A 22,469-nucleotide genomic window follows, 5' to 3' on the forward strand; every position below is an offset into this window, starting at 1 on the left:
GCGGCTGAAGGCGCGGCGGCCAGGGATGCAACCTCGAGCGGTCGCCGGCTGCGGCGGCCCCACAGGATCACAGGGAATTAGCTAATGTTTCTTTTCGAGCTGGTGCAGTACGTCGAACAAAACGGCATCGACATCAAGGTCGTCGACGGCAAGTTGCGGATCACCGGCGACCAGGCCTTGCTGACCGACGAAGTCAAGGCGACGATGAAGCGCTACAAGGCCGAGCTGTCGGCCTATTACGCGCGCCTGTCGCAGGACGCGATCGCCGCGCGCGGCGGCGAGGGTTCGTATCCGCTGTCGTTCGCCCAGCAGCGCCTGTACTTCCTGTACCAGTACGACCCCGAGCTGACCAGTTTCATCCTGCCGATGGAGCTGGAGCTGCGCGGCGAACTCGACGTCGCCGCGTTCGGCGAGGCGGTCGCGGCGGTGGTCCAGCGCCATCCGATCTACCGCACTATCTATCGGGTCGAGGCCGGCGTGCCGCGCCAGCGTTTCGACGCCGGGCGCGGTTTCCAGATCGCCTTCAAGGATCTCACTCAGGCCTCCGAGGCCGAGCGCGAGGCCGGCCTGGCCGAATGCCGCCGCGACGTCTCCGAGCGCCCGTTCGACCTCGGCGAAGAACTGCCGCTGCGCGTGCACCTGCTCAAGCGCGGCGCCGGCGCCTACACCTTGCTGGTCGGTTTCCACCACATCGCCACCGACGAGTGGTCGATCCAGCAATTCGTCCACGAAGTCTCGCGGATCTATCGCGACCGCGGCCATGCGCGGGTCGCGGTGGAGCCGGTGTCCTACCTCGACTACGCCGCCTGGCAGGTCGAGCAGTACGAGGCCGGCGGCTACGAGGTGTCGCGTTCGTACTGGCAGCACCAGCTCGACGGCATCAAGGGCGTGTTGGAACTGCCGCTGGACTTCCCGCGTCCGGCGCTGCAGAGCTACAACGGCGCCCAGATCGCTCGCGAGGTGCCGGACGAACTCGGCCGCAAGGTCGCTGCCTTCGTGCGCGGCCGCGGCCTGCCTGAGTTCGGTTTTTACCTCGGCGTCTGCCATCTGCTGCTGAACAAACTCAGCGGCGAGAACGACATCGTGGTCGGCACCGACGTGTTCGGCCGCGATCATGCCGACCTGCGCGACATGGCCGGCTTCTTCGTCAACCAGCTCGCCCTGCGCAGTCAGATCCACCCGGAAACCCCGGTCGCCGAGTACCTGGGCGAGGCCGGCCTGGCGGCGATGGACGCGCTGCGCTATCAGGACATGCCTTTCGACAAGGTCGTCGACGCCCTCGGCATCGAGCGCGACGCCGCCTATTCGCCGGTGTTCCAGGTCAAGTTCCTGTACGAACGCGCGGCCCGCAAGCTGGAACTGTTCGACGACGTCGAAGCCAGCGAACGCGCCTCGTTCGGCACCCGCTCGCAGTACGACCTGACCCTGAAAGTGCAGGGCGAGCAGGTCATCGCCTACTACAACACCGACCTGTTCCGCGCCGGCACCGTCGAGGCCTGGCTGGATCTGTACCTGGGCTTGCTCGATGAGATCGTCGAGCAGCCGCAGCGCCCGGTCGCCGACCTGTTGCAGGGCGCCCTGGCACAGCGCTATGCCGCTTTCACCCAGGGCGAGCCGCGCCCGGTCGACCATGCCGACCTGTTCGCCCGCATCGACGCCGCGGTGGCGGCGGATCCGCAGGCGATCGCGGTGCGCTCGGTCGACGGCGAAGCCAGCTATGCTCAGTTCGACGCGCGCGTGCGCCAGATCGCCGCGCGCTTGTTGGCGATGGGCATCGCCAAGGGCGACAAGGTCGCCGTGCACCTGGACCGCTCGATCGACCTCGCCGCGGCCACGGTCGCGGTAATGCGCGCCGGCGCGGTGTTCGTGCCGCTGGACCCGAGCTATCCGCGCGAGCATATCGACTACACCCTCGGCGACAGCGGCGCCGGTGTGGTCGTGACCCAGTCGAGCCTGGCCGACCACCTGCCGGAGTTCTACGGCTTCGTCCTCGATCTCGACGGCTTGCCGACCCCGAGCGCCGACATCGCCGCGCCGGCCTATCCGGCGCTGGGCGCGGAAGACATCGCCTATCTGCTCTACACCTCCGGTTCGACAGGACGGCCGAAGGGCGCGCTGATCCCGCACGGCGCCTTCGCCAACCTGTGCGACTGGTACATCCGTTTCTGCGCGCTGGACGCGAGCAGCCGGGTGCTGCTGATGATTCCGATCGGCTTCGACGCTTCGATCAAGAACATCTTCGCTCCGCTCATGGCCGGCGGCACCCTGGTGCTGGCGCGCCCGGACCTGTTCGATCCCGAGTCGCAATTGCGCCAGATCGAACAGACCGGGGTGAGCCTGATCAATTGCGCGCCGAGCGCAATGTACGCGCTGGTCAAGCACGACGCCGGCAACCGCTACGAGTCGCTGCGCAGCCTGCGCCTGCTCGCGCTCGGCGGCGAAGCGCTCGACCTGAGCCTGCTGCGGCCGTGGCTGGGCAGCGAGGCCTGCAATGCCGCCCTCGCCAACATCTACGGCCCGACCGAGTGCACCGACATCTCGGTGGTGTACCAGGCCGGGCGCGAGCAGTGGCTGCAGCGCTCGCAGGTGGTGATCGGCCGGCCGATCCAGAACGCCCAGGCCTATATCGTCGACGCCGGCCTGCGCCTGTGCGCACCGGGCGTGCCGGGCGAGCTGGTAATCGCCGGCCGCGGCGTCGCCGCGGGCTATCACAACCTGGACGAAACCACCGCGCGCAGCTTCGTACGCACCGCGCTCGCCGATTCGCCGGTCTACCGCACCGGCGACGTCTGCCGTTACGACGAAGACGGTCAGATCGTTTACCTGGGCCGTCGCGACGGCCAGATCAAGATCCGCGGCAAGCGCGTGGAGACGGCCGAGATCGTCGCCCAGCTCGCCGCCTTGCTGCCTGCGCGCAAGATCAGCGTGCAGCTGTACTCGGCCAACGGCATGGAACTGCTGCTGGCCTTCGCCGACGGCGGCGCCGCCGCGGTCGGTGCCGACGAACTCAAGCAACGTCTCGCCCAGCGGCTGCCGCGGCACATGGTGCCGGCGCAGATCCTGTTCGTCGAACGCATGCCCCTGACCCCGAACGGCAAGATCTGCACCAAGTCGTTGACCGCGGTGTTCGAGGCGCAGCGCGCCAACGCCGAAGCGGTCGACGAAACCCTCGACGAGACCGAGCGCCTGATCGCCTCGGTCTGGGAGCAATTGCTCGGCGTGCAGGGCATCGAGCGCGGTTCGGACTTCTTCTCGCTCGGCGGCGATTCGATCTTCTCGATCCAGCTCGTCGCCGAACTGCAGGCGCACGGGATCAAGGTGTCGGTCGCCGACATCTTCAAGCATCCGACCCTGGGCCAGCTGGCCAGCCTGGCCGCGCGCAACGCCGCCGCCGAGTCGGCCGTCGAGGCCGGCGCCGAAGTGTCTGCGATCGCCGACGATGCGGTGCTGGCACCGTTCGCGCAGGTGGCCGCGGCCGACCGTGCGCTGCTGCCGGAAGGCCTGGAGGACGCCTATCCGGTGACTTCGCTGCAGCACGGCATGATCTTCCACGGCCTGCTCGACAGCGACCTGCTCGGCAGCAGTGCCTCGACTTATCACGACGTGTTCTCGTTCGAGCTGAGCTTCGACGCCTTCGACGCGCAGGCCTTCGTGCGCGCGATCGGCGACGTGGTCGCCCGCCATCCGGTGCTGCGCACCGGCTTCGACCTCGGCCGCTACTCGGTGCCGCTGCAGCTGGTGCACGCGCAGGTGGCGCCGAACATCGACCAGGCCGACCTGCGCGGGCTCGATGAGGCGGCGCAGGAGCGCGAGGTGGCGCGCGCCATCGCCGCGATCAAGGCCAAGGGCTTCGCCCTCGACGGGCCGAGCCTGATCCGCTTCACCGTGCTGCGCAAGGCCGAACACTGCATCCAACTGGTGATCGACGCGCATCACGCCATTCTCGACGGCTGGAGCATGGCGACCCTGCAGCGGCAAGTGTTCGAGTGCTATCGCGCTTACCAGACCGGCGCCGAGACCGCGCCGAGCTTCGACAGCGGCCGTTCGCGTTTCGCCGATTACGTCGCCCAGTTGGCGCGCGAAGAGGCCGACCCCGCCAACCGCGCGTTCTGGGACGAATGCGGCCGCCGCGCCGGCCAAGGCCGCCTGGCCGCGGTCGCGCCGAGCGCAGCCGCGCGCGAGCACCGCGAGATCCGTCTCGACGCGGCCCTGGCCACACGCCTGGACGAGCTGGCCGTGCGCGAAGGCGTCGCCGTGCGCACGCTGCTGTTCATGGCCCATGCCTGCACCCTGCGGGCGATGATCGGCGCCGACCGCGTCGTCACCGGCCAGACCGACAACGGCCGCCTGGAAACGCGCGGCACCGAGAACGTCCTCGGCCTGTTCCTTAATGTATTGCCGCAGACCGTCGACCTCGGCGGCAAGCGCTGGCGCGAGCTGGCCGCGGCCGTGCACGAGGCCGAAACCGCCAGCCGCGCCCACCGGCGTTATCCGCTGGCCTCGATCCTGCAGCGCCATCCCGCGCTCGCCGTCGATTCTCTGTTCACCTACACCAATTTCCGCGTCTCCAACCCGCTGACCCGCGAGGCCTCGCTGCGGGTGCGCGAAGGCGAGCTGTTCGAAGAGATCAATTTCGGCCTGTCGCTGCACGCCAACGGCAATCGCGAAGACGGCTACACCGTCATCCTCGATGCGCGCCTGAACCTGCAGCCGATCCACATCGAAGCCTTGCTGCGTACCTACGTCGACGCGCTGGAGGCAATGACCGCCGATTTCGACGCCGCCATCGCGCCGTTGCCGGCCCACCGTCTGCCGGTGTTCGCGCACGGCCAGGACGGCGCTGCGCATGCGCTGTTGCGTTTCGACACCGCGCTCGATGCCGCCGCGCTCGATGCGGCCGCGACCGAAGTCGTGCAGCGCGCCTTCGATGGCGCCGTCGCCGGACCGGCCCTGCATCTGCTGAGCCCGGCCTTCGCCGCCGGCCAGGACGAACAGGCCTGCATCGACATCGCCCTGAGCCAAGTCGGCGCTACCGATGCGCCGCTGACCGTCGCCGCCTATCGCCGCGACGGCCTGCAGATCCTGGTATTGCGCGTGTCGCCGGCTTTGGCAGCGGCCGATCCCGATGCGGCGAGCGCCTTGATCGCGCGTTACCGCATGTTGAGCGGCGAGCGCGCCGCATTGTCGGCGCGCGCCGGCAGCGCCGCGCCGTGGCGCGATGCCGGCGTGTTCGATCGCGACCGCACGTATTGGCAGGCTCAGCTCGACGGCGCGCCGGTCGCACTGGCGCTGCCGAGCGACCGCCCGCGCAGCGCGGCGCCGGATCAGGTCTCCGCTTCGGTCGAGGTCGCCGTGCTTGCATCGACCGCTTCGGCATTGCGCGCATTCGCTGTGCAACAGGCCGCGCCGCTGCCGGCCGTGCTGTTGGCGGCATGGACCGCCTTGCTGTCGCGTTGGAGCGGGCAGGGCGAGGTCGTCACCGGCCTGGCCTCGGCCGGCTTGACCAACGAAGTCGCCGCCCTGCGCCTGGACCTGCACGACGACCCGAGCGTTGCCGCCGCGATCGCTCGCGCCGCCGCCGTCCTGGCCGACGCCGCCGCACATGCCGAATTGCCGTTCGCCCAGATCGCCGAGGCCGTGCGCGGCCGCGGCGAGGCCTTGTTCGAGGTATTGCTGGCGCTCGACGGCGGTGCAGCGTCGCTGTCGTCGCAGCTCGGACTGGCCTTGTCGCTGGAACTCGCCGACACCGCCGAAGGCATCCGTGGCCGCCTGCATTACGCGCAGGCGCAGTTCGACCGCGCCAGCGCCGAACGCATGGCCGGCCATCTGGCCACCTTGCTCGCCGCATTCGCGCAGGACGGCGGACGCAAGCTCAGCGGCCTGCCGCTGCTGTCTGCGCCCGAGCGCGAGCAGGTGCTGTTCGGCTTCAACGACACCGCGACGGTGGCGGCACCGGAGCGGTTGATGCACCGCCGTTTCGAGCGCCACGCCGCCTCGCAGCCGGATGCGATCGCCCTGATCGACGGCGAGGCCTCGATCAGCTATGCCGAACTCAACCGCCGCGCCAACCGCATCGCCCATCGCCTGATCGCCCTGGGCGTGAAACCCGACGAGCGCGTGGCGATCTGCGTCGAACGCAGCGCGGCGATGGTCGCCGGCCTGCTCGGCGTGCTCAAGGCCGGCGGCGCCTACGTGCCGCTGGACCCGAACTATCCCTCCGAACGCCTGGCCTACATGCTGGACGACAGCCGCCCGGCGGCGCTGCTGACCCAGGCCGGGTTGCGCGAACGCCTGCCGCTCGGCGAGCCGGCGCGCCTGCCGGTGCTGGCGATCGACGAGCTGATCGCGGCGCCGGGCGAGGGCGAGTCGCACGACCCCGATCCGCAGTCGCTGGGGCTGACCCCGGCGCATCTGGCGCAGGTGATCTACACCTCGGGTTCGACCGGCCAGCCCAAGGGCGTGATGGTCGAGCACCGCAACGTCGCCGAACTGATCCGCACCCACATCGCCCACTGCGCGCTGCAGCCCGGCGACCGCATGCTGCAGTTCGCTTCTTACTCGTTCGACAGCTCGGTCGTGGAACTCTTCCCGACCCTGTCGGCCGGCGCGACGGTGGTGCTGCGTCCGGCGCACTTGGTCGCGCCCGACGCCGAGTTCGTCGACTTCCTGAGCGCGCAAGCGATCAACATCGCCGACCTGCCGACCGCGTTCTGGCACCAGTGGTCGCAGTCGGTCTCGGAAGGCCGGCTGTTGCCGGCGTCGAGCCTGCGCCTGGTGGTAGTGGGCGGCGAGAAGGTCGAGCGCCGTCATCTGGCGCATTGGTTGAATGCGCCTGGCCTGCGTTGCGGCTTGCTCAACACCTATGGCCCGACCGAGGCCACGGTCTACGCCACCGCGGCGCTGTTCGCCGATGCTTCGCAGTTGCCCGAACACGAGGTCTCGATCGGCCGCCCGGTAGCCAACACTCGTGTCTATATCCTCGACGCACACGGCCAGCCGGCGCCGATCGGTGTCGCCGGCGAGCTGTGCATCGCTGGCGCCCAGGTCGCACGCGGCTATCTCGGACGCGAAGCGCTCAGTGCCGAGCGTTTCCTCCGTGACCCCTTCGTCAGCGCCGATTCTGATCCGGTCCAGGCGCGTTTATACAAGACCGGCGATCTCGCCCGCTGGCGCGACGACGGCGGCATCGAATATCTCGGCCGCAACGACTTCCAGGTCAAGATCCGCGGCTTCCGCATCGAGTTGGGCGAAATCGAAGCGGCGCTGTCGGCCTGCGCCGGCGTGCGCGAAGCGGTGGTGATCGCCCGCGAGGACGTGCCCGGAGACAAGCGCCTGGTGGCGTATGTCGTCGCCGCCGCGGAGGCCGCGACGACCGCGGCGCAGTGGCGCGAGCAACTGGCGCGCTCGCTGGCCGATTACCTGTTGCCCTCGGCGATCGTGCGCCTGGACGCGCTGCCGCTGACCGCCAACGGCAAGCTCGACCGCAAGGCGCTGCCGGCGCCGGACGACGCGGCGATGGCTGCGCGTGCGTATGCCGAACCGCAGGGCGAGGCCGAGGCCGCGCTGGCCCAGGTCTGGCAGGACTTGCTCGGCCGCGAGCGGGTCGGCCGCAACGATCATTTCTTCGAGCTCGGCGGCCATTCGCTGATCGCGGTGCAGTTGGTGACGCGTCTGCGCGAGAGCCGCGGCGTCGAGCTGTCGCTGCGCGACGTGTTCGCCAGGCCGGTGCTCGCCGACATGGCCCAGAGCCTGCGCGGCGCCCGTGCCGCGGCGTTGCCGCCGATCCTGGCGGCCGACCGCGACGCGCCGTTGCCGCTGTCGTGGGCGCAGCAGCGCCTGTGGTTCCTCGACCAGCTCGACTCCGCCGCCGGCGCCGCCTATCACATGCCGGCGGCGCTGCGCCTCAGCGGCCGTCTCGACCGCGCCGTGTTGCAGGCGACCCTGGACCGGGTCGTTGCGCGGCACGAGATCCTGCGCACCTGCTTCGTCGCCGGCGACGGCGAGCCGGTGCAGGCGATCGCGCCGGCCGACTGCGGTTTCGTCCTCGACGATCTCGACCTCAGCGGCCTCGATGCGCCGGCGCGCGAGCGCGAAGTGCAGCGCCTGTCGGCGGCGGAAGTACGCAAACCCTTCGACCTGTCGACGGGGCCGCTGATCCGCGGCCGCCTGCTGCGCCTGGCCGCGGACGAACACGTGCTGCTGCTGACCCAGCACCACATCATTTCCGACGGCTGGTCGCTCGGCGTGTTGGTCGACGAAGTGTCGGCGCTGTACGCCGCCTTCGCCGAAGGCCGCGCCGATCCGCTGCCGCCGTTGCCGGTGCAGTACGCCGACTACGCGGTGTGGCAGCGCCAGTGGCTGCGTGGCGATGCGCTGGAGGCGCAGATGGGCTATTGGCGCGAGCACCTGAGCGGCGCGCCGGCCCTGCTGGAACTGCCGACCGACCGGCCGCGTCCGCCGGTGCAGCGCTACATCGGCAGCACCCGGCGTTTCCGTATCGACGAACAGACCGCCGACGGCCTGCGCGCCTTGTCGCAGCGCCACGGCAACACCTTGTTCATGACCTTGCTGGCCGCTTGGTCGCTGCTGCTGTCGCGCTTGAGCGGCAGCGACGACGTGGTGGTCGGCACCGCGGTCGCCAACCGCCGTCGCGGCGAGGTCGAGCCCTTGCTCGGCTTCTTCGTCAACACCCTGGCGCTGCGCGTCGACGTCGGCGACGACCCGACCGTCGGCGAACTGCTGGCGCGTACCCGCGCGGTCATGCTCGGCGCCTACGAACACCAGGACGTGCCGTTCGAGCAGGTCGTCGACATGCTGCAGCCGGCGCGCAGCCTGGGCCACAACCCGGTGGTGCAGAACATGCTGGTGCTGCAGAACACCCCGACCGGCACCCTGCAGCTGCCCGAGCTGAGCCTGAGCCTGATCGACCAGCCGCGCGACGAGACCTTGTTCGACCTGTCGCTGGAATTGATCGAAAACGAGGGCGGGCTGGACGGCAGCCTCGAATACGCCAACGATCTGTTCGACGCGGCCACCATCGAACGTTGGTCGCAGCATCTGCAGACCCTGCTGCGGGCAATGGCCGAGGGCGAACAGCGCCGCATCGGCAGCCTGTCCTTGCTCAGCGCCGACGATCGCCGTCTGGTGCTGGAACGCTTCAACGACATCGGCGGCGATGCGCCGATGCCGATGCATGAAGGGCAGACCGTGCACGGCCTGTTCGAGGCCCAGGCCGCCCGCGATCCGCAGGCGACCGCGGTCGAGTACGAGGGCCGTGCGTTGAGCTACGGCGAACTCAACCGCCGCGCCAACCGCGTTGCGCATCGCCTGATCGCGCTCGGCGTGGCGCCCGACGACCGCGTCGCGATCTGCGTCGAACGCAGCCTGGACGCGGTGGTCGCGGTGTTCGGCGTGCTCAAGGCCGGCGCGGCCTATGTGCCGCTGGATCCGGCCTATCCGCCGGAACGCCTGGCCTATCTGGTCGGCGACAGCGCGCCCAGGGCCTTGCTGACCCAGAACGCGCTGCGCGAGGCGGCCTGGTCGCTCGACGAGCACGCCCCCGACATCGCCGTGCTGATGCTCGACGACGACGAGACCTGGGCCGCCCAGCCCGAGCACGACCCGGTGGTGAGCGCGCTGACGCCGTCGCACCTGGCCTACGTGATCTACACCTCCGGTTCGACCGGCGAGCCCAAGGGCGTGATGGTCGAGCACCGCAACGTGCTCAACCTGTGGTCGGCGTTCGAACGCGAGGTGTTCGCCGAATGCGCGCCGGGCGCCCGCCTGGGCCTGGACGCGGCGCTGTCCTTCGACGCCTCGGTGCAGTCGCTGGTGCAGTTGCTGTCGGGCCGTTGCATGGTGATCGTGCCGGCGGCGATCCGCGCCGACGGCGCGGCGCTGATCGAGTTCCTGGCGCGCGAACGCATCGACATCTTCGATTGCACGCCGGCCCAGTTCGAGGCCTTGCTCGCCGCCGGTCTGCTCGACGATACGGTTTCGGGCGGCAAGCGCCCGGGCACGATGTTGGTCGGCGGCGAAGCGCTGCCCGCCCGTGCCTGGGACGCCGCAGCGGCTTCGTCGATGCGCTGCTACAACGTCTACGGCCCGACCGAATGCACGGTCGACGCCAGCTATGCGCGGATCGAAGCCGGGGTCGCGCCGCACATCGGCCGGCCGCTCGCCAACACCCGCATCTACGTGCTCGGCGGCGACGGCGAGCCCTTGCCGGTCGGCGTGGTTGGCGAGATCCACGTCGGCGGTGCAGGCGTCGCCCGCGGTTACCTCAACCGTGCCGAACTGAGCGGCGAACGCTTCGTCCGCGACCCGTTCGCGCCCACCGCGGGTGCGCGCATGTACCGCACCGGGGACCTGGGCCGCTGGCGCAGCGACGGCACCCTGGAGTACGTCGGCCGTAACGACTTCCAGGTCAAGCTGCGCGGCTATCGCATCGAGCTCGGCGAAATCGAGGCGCGTCTGTCGGCCTGCGCCGACGTGCGCGAGGCGGTGGTGGTCGCACGCGAAGACCAGCCCGGCGAGAAGCGCCTGGTGGCCTACGTGGCGCCGCGCGCCGCGGCCAAGGACGAGGCGCTCGAAGAACTACTCGACGGCCAGGTCGCGCAGTGGTCGGACATCTTCGACGACCAGGGCGAGGAGGAGACCGTCGAGCAGGCCGACTTCGGTTTCGACCTGACCGGCTGGAACAGCACCTACACCCGCGAGGCGATCGCCAGCGAAGGCATGCGCGAATGGCTCGACGGCACCCTGGTGCGGATCGAGGCGCTGCAGCCGCGACGGGTGCTCGAGATCGGCGTCGGCACCGGCATGATCCTGTGCAACATCGCGCCGCGCTGCGAGCGCTATGTCGGCACCGACCTGTCGGTCAAGACCGTCGCCAAGGTCAACCACCTGGTCGGGATCACCCCGGAGCTGAGCGGCAAGGCCGACGTGTTCCAGGGCGAGGCCACCGATTTCTCTGCGATCCACGGCGAGTTCGACACGGTGGTGATCAACTCGGTGGTGCAGTACTTCCCGAACCTGGCCTACCTGGAACAGGTCATCGCCTCGTCGATCGGCGTCACCGCCGCCGGCGGCAAGCTGATGATCGGCGATGTGCGCCATCACGGCCTCATGCCGTCGTTCCATCTGTCGGTGCAAGCGTTCCAGTCGCCCGACAGCCTGTCGGCGACGCAACTGGGCGACCGCGCCGCGCAGAAGATGCGCGGCGACATCGAGCTGCTGATCGACCCGGTCTGGTTCCACGCCCTGCGCGAGCGTTACCCGCGCATCAGCGCGGTGCGCGTGCTGCCCAAGTTGGCCCGCCACGAAAACGAAATGTCGGCGTATCGCTACGACGTGGTGCTGACTATCGACGGCGAGCGCGACGAGGTGTTCGCGGTCGACTGGCAGGAATGGGGCGACGAGGGCTTCGACGCGCAGCGCCTGCAGCAACGTATCGATGCCAGCGGCGAGGCGGTGCTCGGTTTGCGTGCGATCGCGCATCCCTGGGCCACTCCGTATCAGCGCGCCTGGCAGCGTCTCGGCGCGGGCGAGGGCGGCGCCTCGGTCGCTGCGATCAAGGCCCAGGCCGCGATCGACGCCGGCCATGGCGCGCTGTGCGCCGACCTTGAGGACTTCTGCCGCGAGCGTGGCTACAGCCTCGACCTGAGCTGGGCGCCGAACGCGCAGGGCGGCGAGTACCACGCCCTGATCGGCCGCAACGGCCAGGCGCTGCATTTCGATTGGCGTAGCCAGATCGCACCCGAGCAGTTGCGCAAGGACGAAGCCGGTTTCGCCCACGACCCGCTCGAAGCCAAGTGGCGCAGCACCTTGCCGGGCCGCCTGCGCGAAGTGCTGGCGGCGCAGGTGCCCGAGTACATGGTGCCGAGCGCGTTCATGCTGATCGACCGTTGGCCGCTGACCGCCAACGGCAAGCTCGACCGCCAGGCCCTGCCGGCGCCGGACCGCATCGCGGTGACCGCGCGCAACTACGAGCCGCCGCAGGGCGAGGTCGAGGAGACCATCGCCACGATCTGGCAGGAACTGCTCGGCCTGGAGCAGGTCGGCCGCCACGACCATTTCTTCGAGGTCGGCGGGCATTCGCTGTTGGCGGTGCAGGTGATGGCCCGCGTGCGCGAAGCCTTCGCCGTCGACGTGCCGGTGGCCGAGTTGTTCAAGTCGCCCGAGGTCGCACTGCTGGCACGGGTGGTGCTGGTCGCCAGCGTCGGCCGCTACGCCGACGAGGACGTCGAACGCATGGCCGCCGACATCGACCAGCTTTCGGAAGAAGAACTGCGCGCCCTGCTCGAAGAGGAAAACCCGTGAGCCGCCGCGACCGCGCGGCGGCAAGGGGACGACACACCATGGAACAACTAGCGATGGAGATGCGGGATGTCTAAGGAATCGTCGGCGGACATCGAGCTGCTGAAACTGGAACTGCTGCGGCGTCGGCTCAACAAGTCGGCGACCCCGGCCGCGCAGCCCGACGGCGCGCGGCCGATCGCGCGCGCCGATCGCGACGGCGAACTGCCGTTGTCGTGGGCGCAGCAGCGCATGTGGTTCCTCGACCGGCTCGACCAGGCGGCCGGCGAGGCCTATCACGTGCCGGCGGCGTTGCGCCTGAAGGGCCGGCTCGATCGCCTGGCCTTGCAGTCGGCGCTCGACCGCATCGTCGCCCGCCACGAAAACCTGCGCACCCGCTTCGTCGGCGTCGACGGTTCGGCGCGGCAGGAGATCGCGCCGGAACAGATCGGTTTCGTCCTGGTCGATCACGACCTGCGCGCATTGGCGCCGGCCGAGCGCGAAGCCGAGGCCACCCGGATCGGCCGCGACGAGGCCTTGGCCGCGTTCGATCTCGCCGCCGGCCCGCTGATCCGCGGCCGCCTGCTGCGCGTCGGCGACGACGAGCACGTGCTGCTGGTGACCCAGCACCACATCATTTCCGACGGCTGGTCGATGGGCGTGCTGGTGCGCGAAGTCAGCGCGCTCTACACCGCTTTCACTCAGGGCCGCGCCGACCCCTTGCCGGCGCTGCCGGTGCAGTACGCCGACTACGCGGTGTGGCAGCGCCAGTGGCTGCAGGGCGAGGCCTTGCAGAAGCACATCGACTTCTGGCGGGCGCATCTCGGCGGCGCACCGATCCTGCTGGAACTGCCCGGCGACCGTCCGCGCCCGCCGCTGCAGAGCTATGCCGGCGACCGCATCCCGGTCGCCTTGCCGGCGGCGCTGACCGCGGCACTGCGCGCGTTGTCGCAGCGTCACGGCACCACCGTGTTCATGACCCTGCTGGCCGGTTGGTCGGCGCTGATGTCGCGCTTGAGCGGTCAGGACGAGGTGGTGATCGGCACGCCGGTGGCCAATCGCGCCCGCACCGAACTCGAACCCTTGATCGGTCTGTTCATCAACACCCTGGCACTGCGCGTCGACCTGCGCGACGACCCGACCGTCAGCCAACTATTGGCGCAGGTCAAGACCACCACGCTCGGCGCCTATGCCCATCAGGAACTGCCGTTCGAGCAAGTGGTCGAGGCGCTGGCGCCGGAGCGCAGCCTCGGCCACAGCCCCTTGTTCCAGGTGATGCTGACCCTCGACAACACCCCCGACAGCGGCAGCCTGGCGTTGCCCGGTCTGGAACTGAGCGCGGTGCCGGCGACCAACGCCAAGGCGCATTTCGACCTGCGCCTGCTGCTTGGCGATGCCGGCGACGACCTCAGCGGCGAGCTGGAATATTCCAGCGACCTGTTCGATCGCGCCACCGCCGAGCGCATGGTGCGGCAATGGATCGCGCTGTTGCAGGGCATGGTCGGCGGCGATGCGCGCAAGGTCGGCGAGCTGAGCTTGTTGAGCGCGACCGAGCGCGAGCAGGTGCTGCGCGGGTTCAACGATCTGCGCGCCGATGCGCTGCACGACCGCACGATTCATGCGCAGTTCGAGGCGCAGGCGGCTTCCACGCCGGATGCCGAGGCGCTGTTGGTCGAAGACGAGGTGCTGAGCTACGCCGAACTGAACCGCCGCGCCAACCGGGTTGCGCACCGCTTGATCGCGCTCGGCGTCAAGCCCGACGATCGGGTGGCGATCTGCACCGAGCGCAGCGTGGCGATGATCGTGGGCTTGCTGGGTGTGCTCAAGGCTGGGGCGGCGTACGTGCCGTTGGACCCGAGCTATCCGAGCGAGCGCCTGGCCTACATGCTGGAGGACAGCCGCCCGATCGCTTTGCTGACCCAGTCGGCGCTGCGCGCAGCGATGCCGATGCTGGAATCGTCGCCGCTGCCGCTGGTGGTGCTCGACGACGAGTCGCTGGCGAGCTATAGCGAAAGCAATCCTAGCGTCGAAGGCCTGACACCGCGCAACCTGGCCTATGTGATCTACACCTCCGGTTCGACCGGCCAGCCCAAGGGCGTGATGGTCGAGCACCGCTCGGCGGTGAACTTCTGGCGGGTCATGGGCGAGACCACTCATCGCGAACTGACCAAGCCGTCGCGTGTCGCGCTCAATGCCGCGTTCTCGTTCGACATGTCCTTGAAGGGCATCCTGCAACTGTTGTCGGGCCATGCGCTGGTGCTGATCCCGCAGTCGATCCGCGCCAACGGCCCGGCGATGCTGGACTTCATCGACCGCTACCGCATCGATGCCTTCGACAGCACGCCCTCGCAGTTGGAGGTGTTGCTGGCGGCCGGCCTGATCGGCAAGCCGGGCCATCAGCCGACCAGCGTGTTGCTCGGCGGCGAGCCGATCGGTAAGGCGATGTGGGACAAGCTCAAAGCGTCGCCGAGCATCCACTTCCACAATATGTACGGCCCGACCGAGTGCACGGTCGACGCCACCATCGGCAGCATCCGAGACTCGGTCGGCGGCCCGAACATCGGTCGACCGATTGCGAATACACCGGTGTATTTGCTCGATGCGCGCGGCGAGCCGGTGCCGGTCGGCGTGCCGGGCGAATTGTTCCTGGGCGGCGTGCAGGTCGCGCGCGGTTACCTGGACCGCCCGGAGCTGACTGCCGAGCGTTTCCTGCGCGATCCGTTCTCGACCGAAGCCGATGCGCGCATGTACAAGACCGGCGACCTCGGCCGCTGGCGCGCCGACGGCAGCATCGAGTATCTGGGCCGCAACGATTTCCAGGTCAAGATTCGCGGTTTCCGCATCGAGCTGGGCGAAATCGAAGCGCGCCTGACCGCCTGCGACGGCGTGCGCGAAGCGGTGGTGATCGCGCGTGAGGAAGACAGCGGCGACAAGCGCTTGGTTGCGTACGTGGTGGCGGAGCAGGGCGCCGAGATCTCGGTGACGAACCTGCGTGAAGCGCTGGCCCGCGACTTGGCCGAGTACATGATCCCGAGTGCATTCGTCGCCTTGGAGTCGTTGCCGTTGACCCCGAACGGCAAGCTGGATCGCAAGGCTTTGCCGTCTCCGGATCAGTCCGCGCTGGCGAGCCGCGAATACGAAGCGCCGCAAGGCGAGACCGAACAGGCCATCGCCGGGGTCTGGCAGGACCTGCTCGGGATCGAGCGGGTCGGCCGCCACGACCATTTCTTCGAACTGGGCGGGCATTCGCTGCTGGTCATCAGCCTGATCGAACGCCTGCGCCAGTGCGGCCTCAACGTCGACGTGCGCACCGTGTTCACCACTCCGGTGCTGAGCGTGCTGGCCGGCAAGATCGCCGGCGAAGCCGAAGCGCCGGCAGCGGAGGTCGCGCCGAACCTGATCGTCGCCGGCACCACCGCGATCACTCCCGAGCTGCTGCCGCTGGTGACGCTGAGCCAGGCCGAGATCGACGCCATCGTCGCCACCGTGCCCGGCGGCGCCGGCAACGTCCAGGACATCTACCCGCTGGCGCCGTTGCAGGAAGGCATCCTGTTCCACCACATGCTCGAGAACGACAGCGGCGGCGATACCTATCTGCTGCGCACCGTGCTCGGTTTCGACGGCCGCGAGCGCATGGAAGCTTTCCTGGCGGCCTTGCAGCAAGTCATCGACCGCCACGACATCCTGCGCAGCGCGGTGATCTGGCAGGGCCTGCCGCAGCCGGTGCAGGTGGTGTACCGGCAGGCGCCGTTGCCTCTGCACGAGGCCGCGCTGTCGGCCGATTCGCCGGCCTTGCCGCAGTTGCTTGCCCACACCGACCCGCGCCGCATGCGCCTGGACCTGCAGCGCGCACCGATCCTGGCCGCCTTTCGCGCCCAGGACCCGGACAGCGGCGAATGGCTGCTGGCGCTGCTGCGCCACCACGTCAGCGGCGACCACGTCGCCATGGCGCTGATCCTGTCGGAGATCCTGGCGTTGCTGCAGGGGCGCGGCGACGCGCTGCCGGCGAGCCTGCCGTACCGCAATTTCATCGCCGCCACCCGCGCCGTGCCCGAAGCCGAGCACGAGGCCTGGTTCCGCGAGCAGCTCGGCCATGTCGACGAACCGACCGCGCCGTTCGGCGTGCTCGACGTGCAGAGCAGCGGCGAGCAGGCGCGCGAAGCCCGGATCGTGTTCGACGATGCGTTGGCGCGGCGCATCCGCGAGCTCGCGCGCGAGCGCGGGGTGACCCCGGCGGTGCTGTTCCACGTCGCCTGGGCGCAAGTGCTGGCGCGCTGCAGCGGCCGCGACGAAGTGGTGTTCGGCACGGTGCTGTCGGGCCGCTTGCAAGGTTCGGAAGGCGCCGACCAGGTGGTCGGCATGTTCCTCAACACCTTGCCGATCCGCATCCCGGTCGGCGGCGAAGCCGTGGCCGAGGCGGTGCGCGACACCCACCGCCGGCTCAGCGAACTGCTGGCCCACGAGCAGGCCTCGCTGGCCCTGGCCCAGCGGTGCAGCGCGATCGCGCCGCCGTTGCCGCTGTTCACCGCCTTGCTCAACTATCGCCACAGCCACGAGCCCGGCAACGCCGCCGAGGAACAGGCCATGGCCGAGGCCTGGGACGGCGTGTACGTGCTCAAGGACGACACCCGCAACAACTATCCGCTGACCATGTCGGTCGAGGACCTCGGCCAGGGCTTCGGCCTGACCGCGCTGTCGGTGCCGGGCATCGACGGCCCGCGCGTGGTCCGCTACATGCAGACCGCGATGGAGTCCTTGATCGCCGCGCTCGAAACCGGCGGCGACACGCCGTTGCAGGCGTTGCCGATCCTGCCGGTGTCGGAACGCGAGCAGGTGCTGGGCGAGTTCAATGATCTGCGCGCGGATGCGATGCACGACCGCACGATTCATGCGCAGTTCGAGGCGCAGGCGGCTTCCACTCCGGATGCCGAAGCGCTGTTGGTCGAAGACGAAGTCCTGAGCTACGCCGAACTGAACCGCCGCGCCAACCGGGTCGCGCACCGCTTGATCGCGCTCGGCGTCAAACCCGACGACCGGGTGGCGATCTGCACCGAGCGCAGCGTGGCGATGATCGTCGGCGTGTTAGGCGTGCTCAAGGCCGGCGCCGCTTACGTGCCGCTGGACCCGAGCTATCCGATCGAGCGCCTGGCCTACATGCTGGACGACAGCCGTCCGATCGCTTTGCTGACCCAGTCGGCCTTGCGTGCGGCAATGCCGATGCTGGAAACGTCGCCACTGCCGCTGGTGGTGCTCGACGACGAATCCCTGGCGAGCTTTAGCGAAAGCAATTCGAGTGTCGAAGGCCTGACCCCGCGCAATCTGGCCTACGTGATCTACACCTCCGGTTCGACCGGCCAGCCCAAGGGGGTGATGGTCGAACATCGTTCGGCGGTGAACTTCTGGCGGGTGATGGGCGAGACCACCCATCGCGAGCTGACGAAGCCGTCGCGTGCCGCGCTCAATGCGGCGTTCTCGTTCGACATGTCCTTGAAGGGCATCCTGCAACTGCTGTCGGGCCACGCCCTGGTGCTGATCCCGCAGTCGATCCGCGCCAACGGCCCGGCGATGCTGGAGTTCATCGACCGCTACCGCATCGATGCCTTCGACAGCACGCCTTCGCAGTTGGAGGTATTGCTGGCGGCTGGCCTGATCGGCAAGCCGGGCCATCAGCCGACCAGCGTGCTGCTCGGCGGTGAGCCGATCGGCCGGGCGATGTGGGACAAGCTCAAAGCGTCGCCGAGCATCCACTTCCACAATATGTACGGCCCGACCGAGTGCACGGTCGACGCCACCATCGGCAGCATCCGCGACGCGGTCGGTGGGCCGAATATCGGCCGTCCGATTGCGAATACGCCGGTGTATTTGCTCGACGCGCGCGGCGAACCGGTGCCGGTCGGCGTGCCCGGCGAATTGTTCCTGGGCGGCGTGCAGGTCGCACGCGGCTATCTGGATCGCCCGGAGCTGACCGCCGAACGTTTCCTGCGCGACCCGTTCTCGACCGAAGCCGATGCGCGCATGTACAAGACCGGCGACCTCGGCCGCTGGCGCGCCGACGGCAGCATCGAGTATCTGGGCCGCAACGATTTCCAGGTCAAGATTCGCGGTTTCCGCATCGAGCTGGGCGAAATCGAAGCGCGCCTGACCGCCTGCGACGGCGTGCGCGAAGCGGTGGTGATCGCACGTGAGGAAGACAGCGGCGACAAGCGCCTGGTCGCCTACGTGGTGGCGGAGCAGGGCACCGAGATCTCGGTGACGAACCTGCGCGAAGCGCTGGCGCGCGACCTGGCTGAGTACATGATTCCCGGCGCGTTCGTCGCCCTGGACGCCTTGCCCTTGAATCCGAACGGCAAGCTCGACCGCAAGGCCTTGCCGTCGCCGGACCAGTCCGCGCTCGCCAGCCGCGAGTACGAAGCGCCGCTCGGCGAAGTCGAGCAGACCCTGGCCGAGATCTGGCAGGACCTGCTCGGGATCGAGCGGGTGGGGCGTCACGACCACTTCTTCGAGCTCGGTGGCCATTCGCTACTGATCATGCAGCTGGCGATCCGGGTGCGTGAGCGCTTCGAAGTCGAGATCCCGCTGCGCACCCTGTTCGAGCAGCCGACCTTGTCCTTCCTCGCCGGGCTGGTGGTGTCGGCGCAGATCGAATCCTTCGCCGAGAGCGACGTCGCCGACATCGAGCAGTCGCTCGGCGAACTGAGCGAGAGCGAGTTGTTAGCCCTGTTGTCGGAGGACGCCGTCGATGAACGATGAGCAAAGCCTTAAGTTGGAGCAGCTGCGGCGCGCCGTGGCCCTGCAGCAGTTGCGCAAGCGCGAAGGCGCGCGCCGCGAGACGGTGGTCACGCCGCCGATGCAGCGGGCCGATCGCGCTGCGACCCTGCCGTTGTCGTGGGCGCAGCAGCGCATGTGGTTCCTCGACCGCCTCGACCACGCCGCCAGCGCCGCTTACCACATGCCGGTGGCGCTGCGTCTGCGCGGGCGCCTCGATCGCGATGCGCTCAAGGCCACGCTCGATCGCCTGGTCGTGCGCCATGAGAACCTGCGTACCCGGTTCGTCAGCGTCGACGGCACTCCGGTGCAGGCGATCGACCCGGCCGAGCGCGGTTTCGACCTGGTCGAAGAAGACCTGAGCGGCTTGTCCGCCGATGCGCGCGAAGCGGCGGTGGCCGAACGCGGTCTCGCCGAGGCGCATGCCTTGTTCGACCTCGCCGCCGGCCCGCTGGTGCGCGGGCGCCTGTTGCGCCTGGCCGACGACGAGCATGTGCTGCTGGTCACCCAGCACCACATCGTCTCCGACGGCTGGTCGCTTGGCGTGCTGGTCAAGGAAGTCACCGCGCTGTATACCGCTTTCAGCCAGGGCCAGGCCGATCCGCTGCCGCCGTTGGCGATCCAGTACGCCGATTACGCCGCATGGCAGCGGCAGTGGCTGCAGGGCGAGACTCTGCAGCAGGAAATCGAGTTCTGGCGCGAACGCCTGAGCGGCGCGCCGGCTCTGTTGGAACTGCCGACCGACCGGCCGCGCCCGGCGGCGCAGAGTTATGCCGGCGACCGCTTCGACCTGCAGATCCCGGCGGCGTTGACCGCGAGCCTGCGCGCACTGTCGCAACGCCACGGCACCACCTTGTTCATGACCTTGCTCGCGGCCTGGGCGACCCTGTTGTCGCGCCTCAGCGGCCAGGACGAAGTCGTCATCGGCACCTCGGTCGCGAACCGTCGCCGCAGCGAGCTGGAGCCGCTGATCGGCTTGTTCCTCAACACCCTGGCGTTGCGCGTCGACCTGCAGGGCGAGCCGAGCACGGCCGAGCTGCTGCAACGGATCAAGGCGACCACGCTCGACGCCTATGCCCACCAGGACCTGCCGTTCGAGCAGGTGGTCGAGGCGCTGCAGCCGCAGCGTTCGCTCAGCCACAGCCCGATCTTCCAGACCATGCTGGCGTTCAACAACACCGCCGCCGGCGGCGTGTTGAGCCTGCCGGAACTGGAACTGTCGGCGATCGACACGCCGCGCCAGACCGCGCATTTCGACCTGGAACTGGCGGTCAACGACACCGGCGACGGGCTCGAAGCCAGCTTCGCTTACGCCACCGATCTGTTCGATCGCGCCACCATGCAGCGCTACGCCGGGCATCTGCTGAGCCTGCTCGAAGCGATGACGGCGGACGACAGCGTCACCGTCGCGCGTCTGCCCTTGCTCGATGCGGCCGAACGCGAGCGTCTGCTGAAGACCTGCAACGACACCGTCGCGGCCTATTCGCAGGACCGCTGCGCGCACCAGCTGTTCGAAGCGCAGGCCGCGCGCACGCCCGAGGCGGTCGCGCTGATCTGCGGCGAGACCCGGCTCAGCTACGCCGAACTCGAGCGCCGCGCCAATCGACTGGCGCACCGCTTGATCGCGCTCGGCGTCAAACCCGACGACCGCGTGGCGATCTGCTCCGAACGCAGCGTGGCGATGGCGATCGGCTTGCTCGCCACGCTCAAGGCCGGCGCCGGCTACGTGCCGCTGGAACCGACTTATCCCGACGAGCGTCTGGCCTATATGCTCGGCGACAGCGCACCGGTCGCGGTGCTGGTGTCGCCGGCACTGCGTAGCCGTGTCGAGGCCTTGGCGCCCGCGGCGGGCCTGCTCGCCCTCGACGAAAGCCAGTGGTCGGACGGTGCCGAAGACGCGCCGCAAGTCGCCGCGTTGACGCCGGCGCATCTGGCCTACGTCATCTACACCTCGGGTTCGACCGGGCGCCCCAAGGGCGTGAAGGTGCATCACCAGGGTCTGGTGAATTATCTCGAACACGCCCGGCGCGAATACCTCGGCGAGGCGGTGCAGGGCGCGTTGGTGGCGACGCCGTTCGGCTTCGACGCCACCGTGACCAGCTTGTTGACGCCGTGGCTGGCCGGCAAGCCGGTGGTGCTGTTGGCCGAACAAGCGCAGGTCTGCCTGGCGCAGTTGTTCGACTACGCCGGCCACGCGCAGCCGTGGTTGTTCAAGCTGACACCGGCGCATCTGGACGCTCTGTCCAATCTTGCCGCCGCGCCGGCGTCCACGACCGCACATGTGCTGGTGGTCGGCGGTGAGCAGCTGACCCGTCGCGGCCTGCAGCGTTTCCGCGAACGCGTGCTGCCGGCCTCGGTGGTGATCAACGAATACGGCCCGACCGAAACCGTGGTCGGCTGCACGGTCTACGTCAGCGAGGCCGGCGAAGCGCCGTCCACCGCCGACGCGGTGCCGATCGGCCGGCCGATCGCCAATACCCGCATCTATCTGCTCGACCGCCTCGGCGCACCGGTGCCGGTCGGCGTGGCCGGCGAAGTGCATATCGGCGGCGTGCAGGTCGCGCGCGGCTATCTCGGCCGCCCCGAGCTGAGCGCCGAGCGTTTCCTCGACGACCCGTTCGCGGGTGTCGTCGGCGCACGCATGTACCGAACCGGCGACCTCGCGCGCTGGCGCCCCGACGGCGAACTCGAATACCTGGGCCGCAACGATTTCCAGGTCAAGATCCGCGGCTTCCGCATCGAACTCGGCGAGATCGAGACCCGGCTCGCCGCCTGCGCCGGCGTCGCCGAGGCGATCGTGATCGCCCGCGAAGACAGCCCCGGCGATCAACGCCTGGTCGCCTACGTCCTGGCCGAGAGCGGCGCCGTGCCACAGCCGGGTGAACTGCGCGAAGCGCTGGCGCGCGAGCTGGCCGAATACATGCTGCCGAGCGCCTTCGTGGTGGTCGAGGCTTGGCCGCTGACCGCGAACGGCAAGCTCGACCGCGCCGCGCTGCCGTCGCCGGACGCCTCGGCGGTGGCCGCGCGCGCCTTCGAAGCGCCGCAGGGAGAGGCCGAACTCGCGGTCGCCGAAGTCTGGCAAAGCCTGCTCGGGATCGAGCGGGTCGGCCGCCACGACCAGTTCTTCGCCCTCGGCGGCCACTCGCTGCTGGCGATGGTGCTGATCGAACGCCTGCGCCAGCGCGGCTACAACGCCGACATCGGCGCGGTGTTCACCGCGCCGAGTCTGAGCGAACTCGCGCAGCGCCTGGTGCCGGTCGCCGGCGCCGCTTCCGACGCCTACCAGGTGCCGGCCAATCTGATCCCCGACGCGTTCGCCGCCTCCGGCGCGGACGCGGACACCGAGGAATTCCAAGTATGAGTCTCGACGAACTGCTGGCCCGATTGCGCGATCTCGGCGTCGCCGT

The 22,469-nt window shown here is 69.2% G+C and carries 3 protein-coding genes; all 3 read left to right on the plus strand.

What is annotated here, in order from left to right; all coding sequences use genetic code 11:
• The first annotated feature begins 84 nt into the window (after nt 1-84).
• The 3 genes from ACKN61_RS10205 to ACKN61_RS10215 all read left to right on the plus strand — a co-directional run bounded on the left by ACKN61_RS10205 (nt 85) and on the right by ACKN61_RS10215 (nt 22,423).
• Nucleotides 85-12,321: an amino acid adenylation domain-containing protein gene (locus ACKN61_RS10205; protein WP_408953364.1), complete on the plus strand. Its 12,237-nt coding sequence runs from the start codon at nt 85-87 to the stop codon at nt 12,319-12,321.
• 66 nt (nt 12,322-12,387) lie between these two features.
• On the plus strand, nt 12,388-19,047 hold the full coding sequence (locus ACKN61_RS10210) for an amino acid adenylation domain-containing protein (RefSeq protein WP_408953365.1): 6,660 nt from the start codon (nt 12,388-12,390) through the stop codon (nt 19,045-19,047).
• The gene (locus ACKN61_RS10215; RefSeq protein ID WP_408953366.1) at nt 19,037-22,423 is read left to right on the plus strand and encodes an amino acid adenylation domain-containing protein; all 3,387 of its coding nucleotides are present in this window, start codon (nt 19,037-19,039) and stop codon (nt 22,421-22,423) included. Before ACKN61_RS10210 ends, ACKN61_RS10215 begins: the two co-directional genes overlap by 11 nt.
• The last annotated feature ends 46 nt before the right edge of the window (nt 22,424-22,469 follow it).

Source organism: Lysobacter sp. Hz25, from assembly GCF_046097045.1.
Taxonomy (GTDB): domain Bacteria; phylum Pseudomonadota; class Gammaproteobacteria; order Xanthomonadales; family Xanthomonadaceae; genus Lysobacter; species Lysobacter antibioticus_B.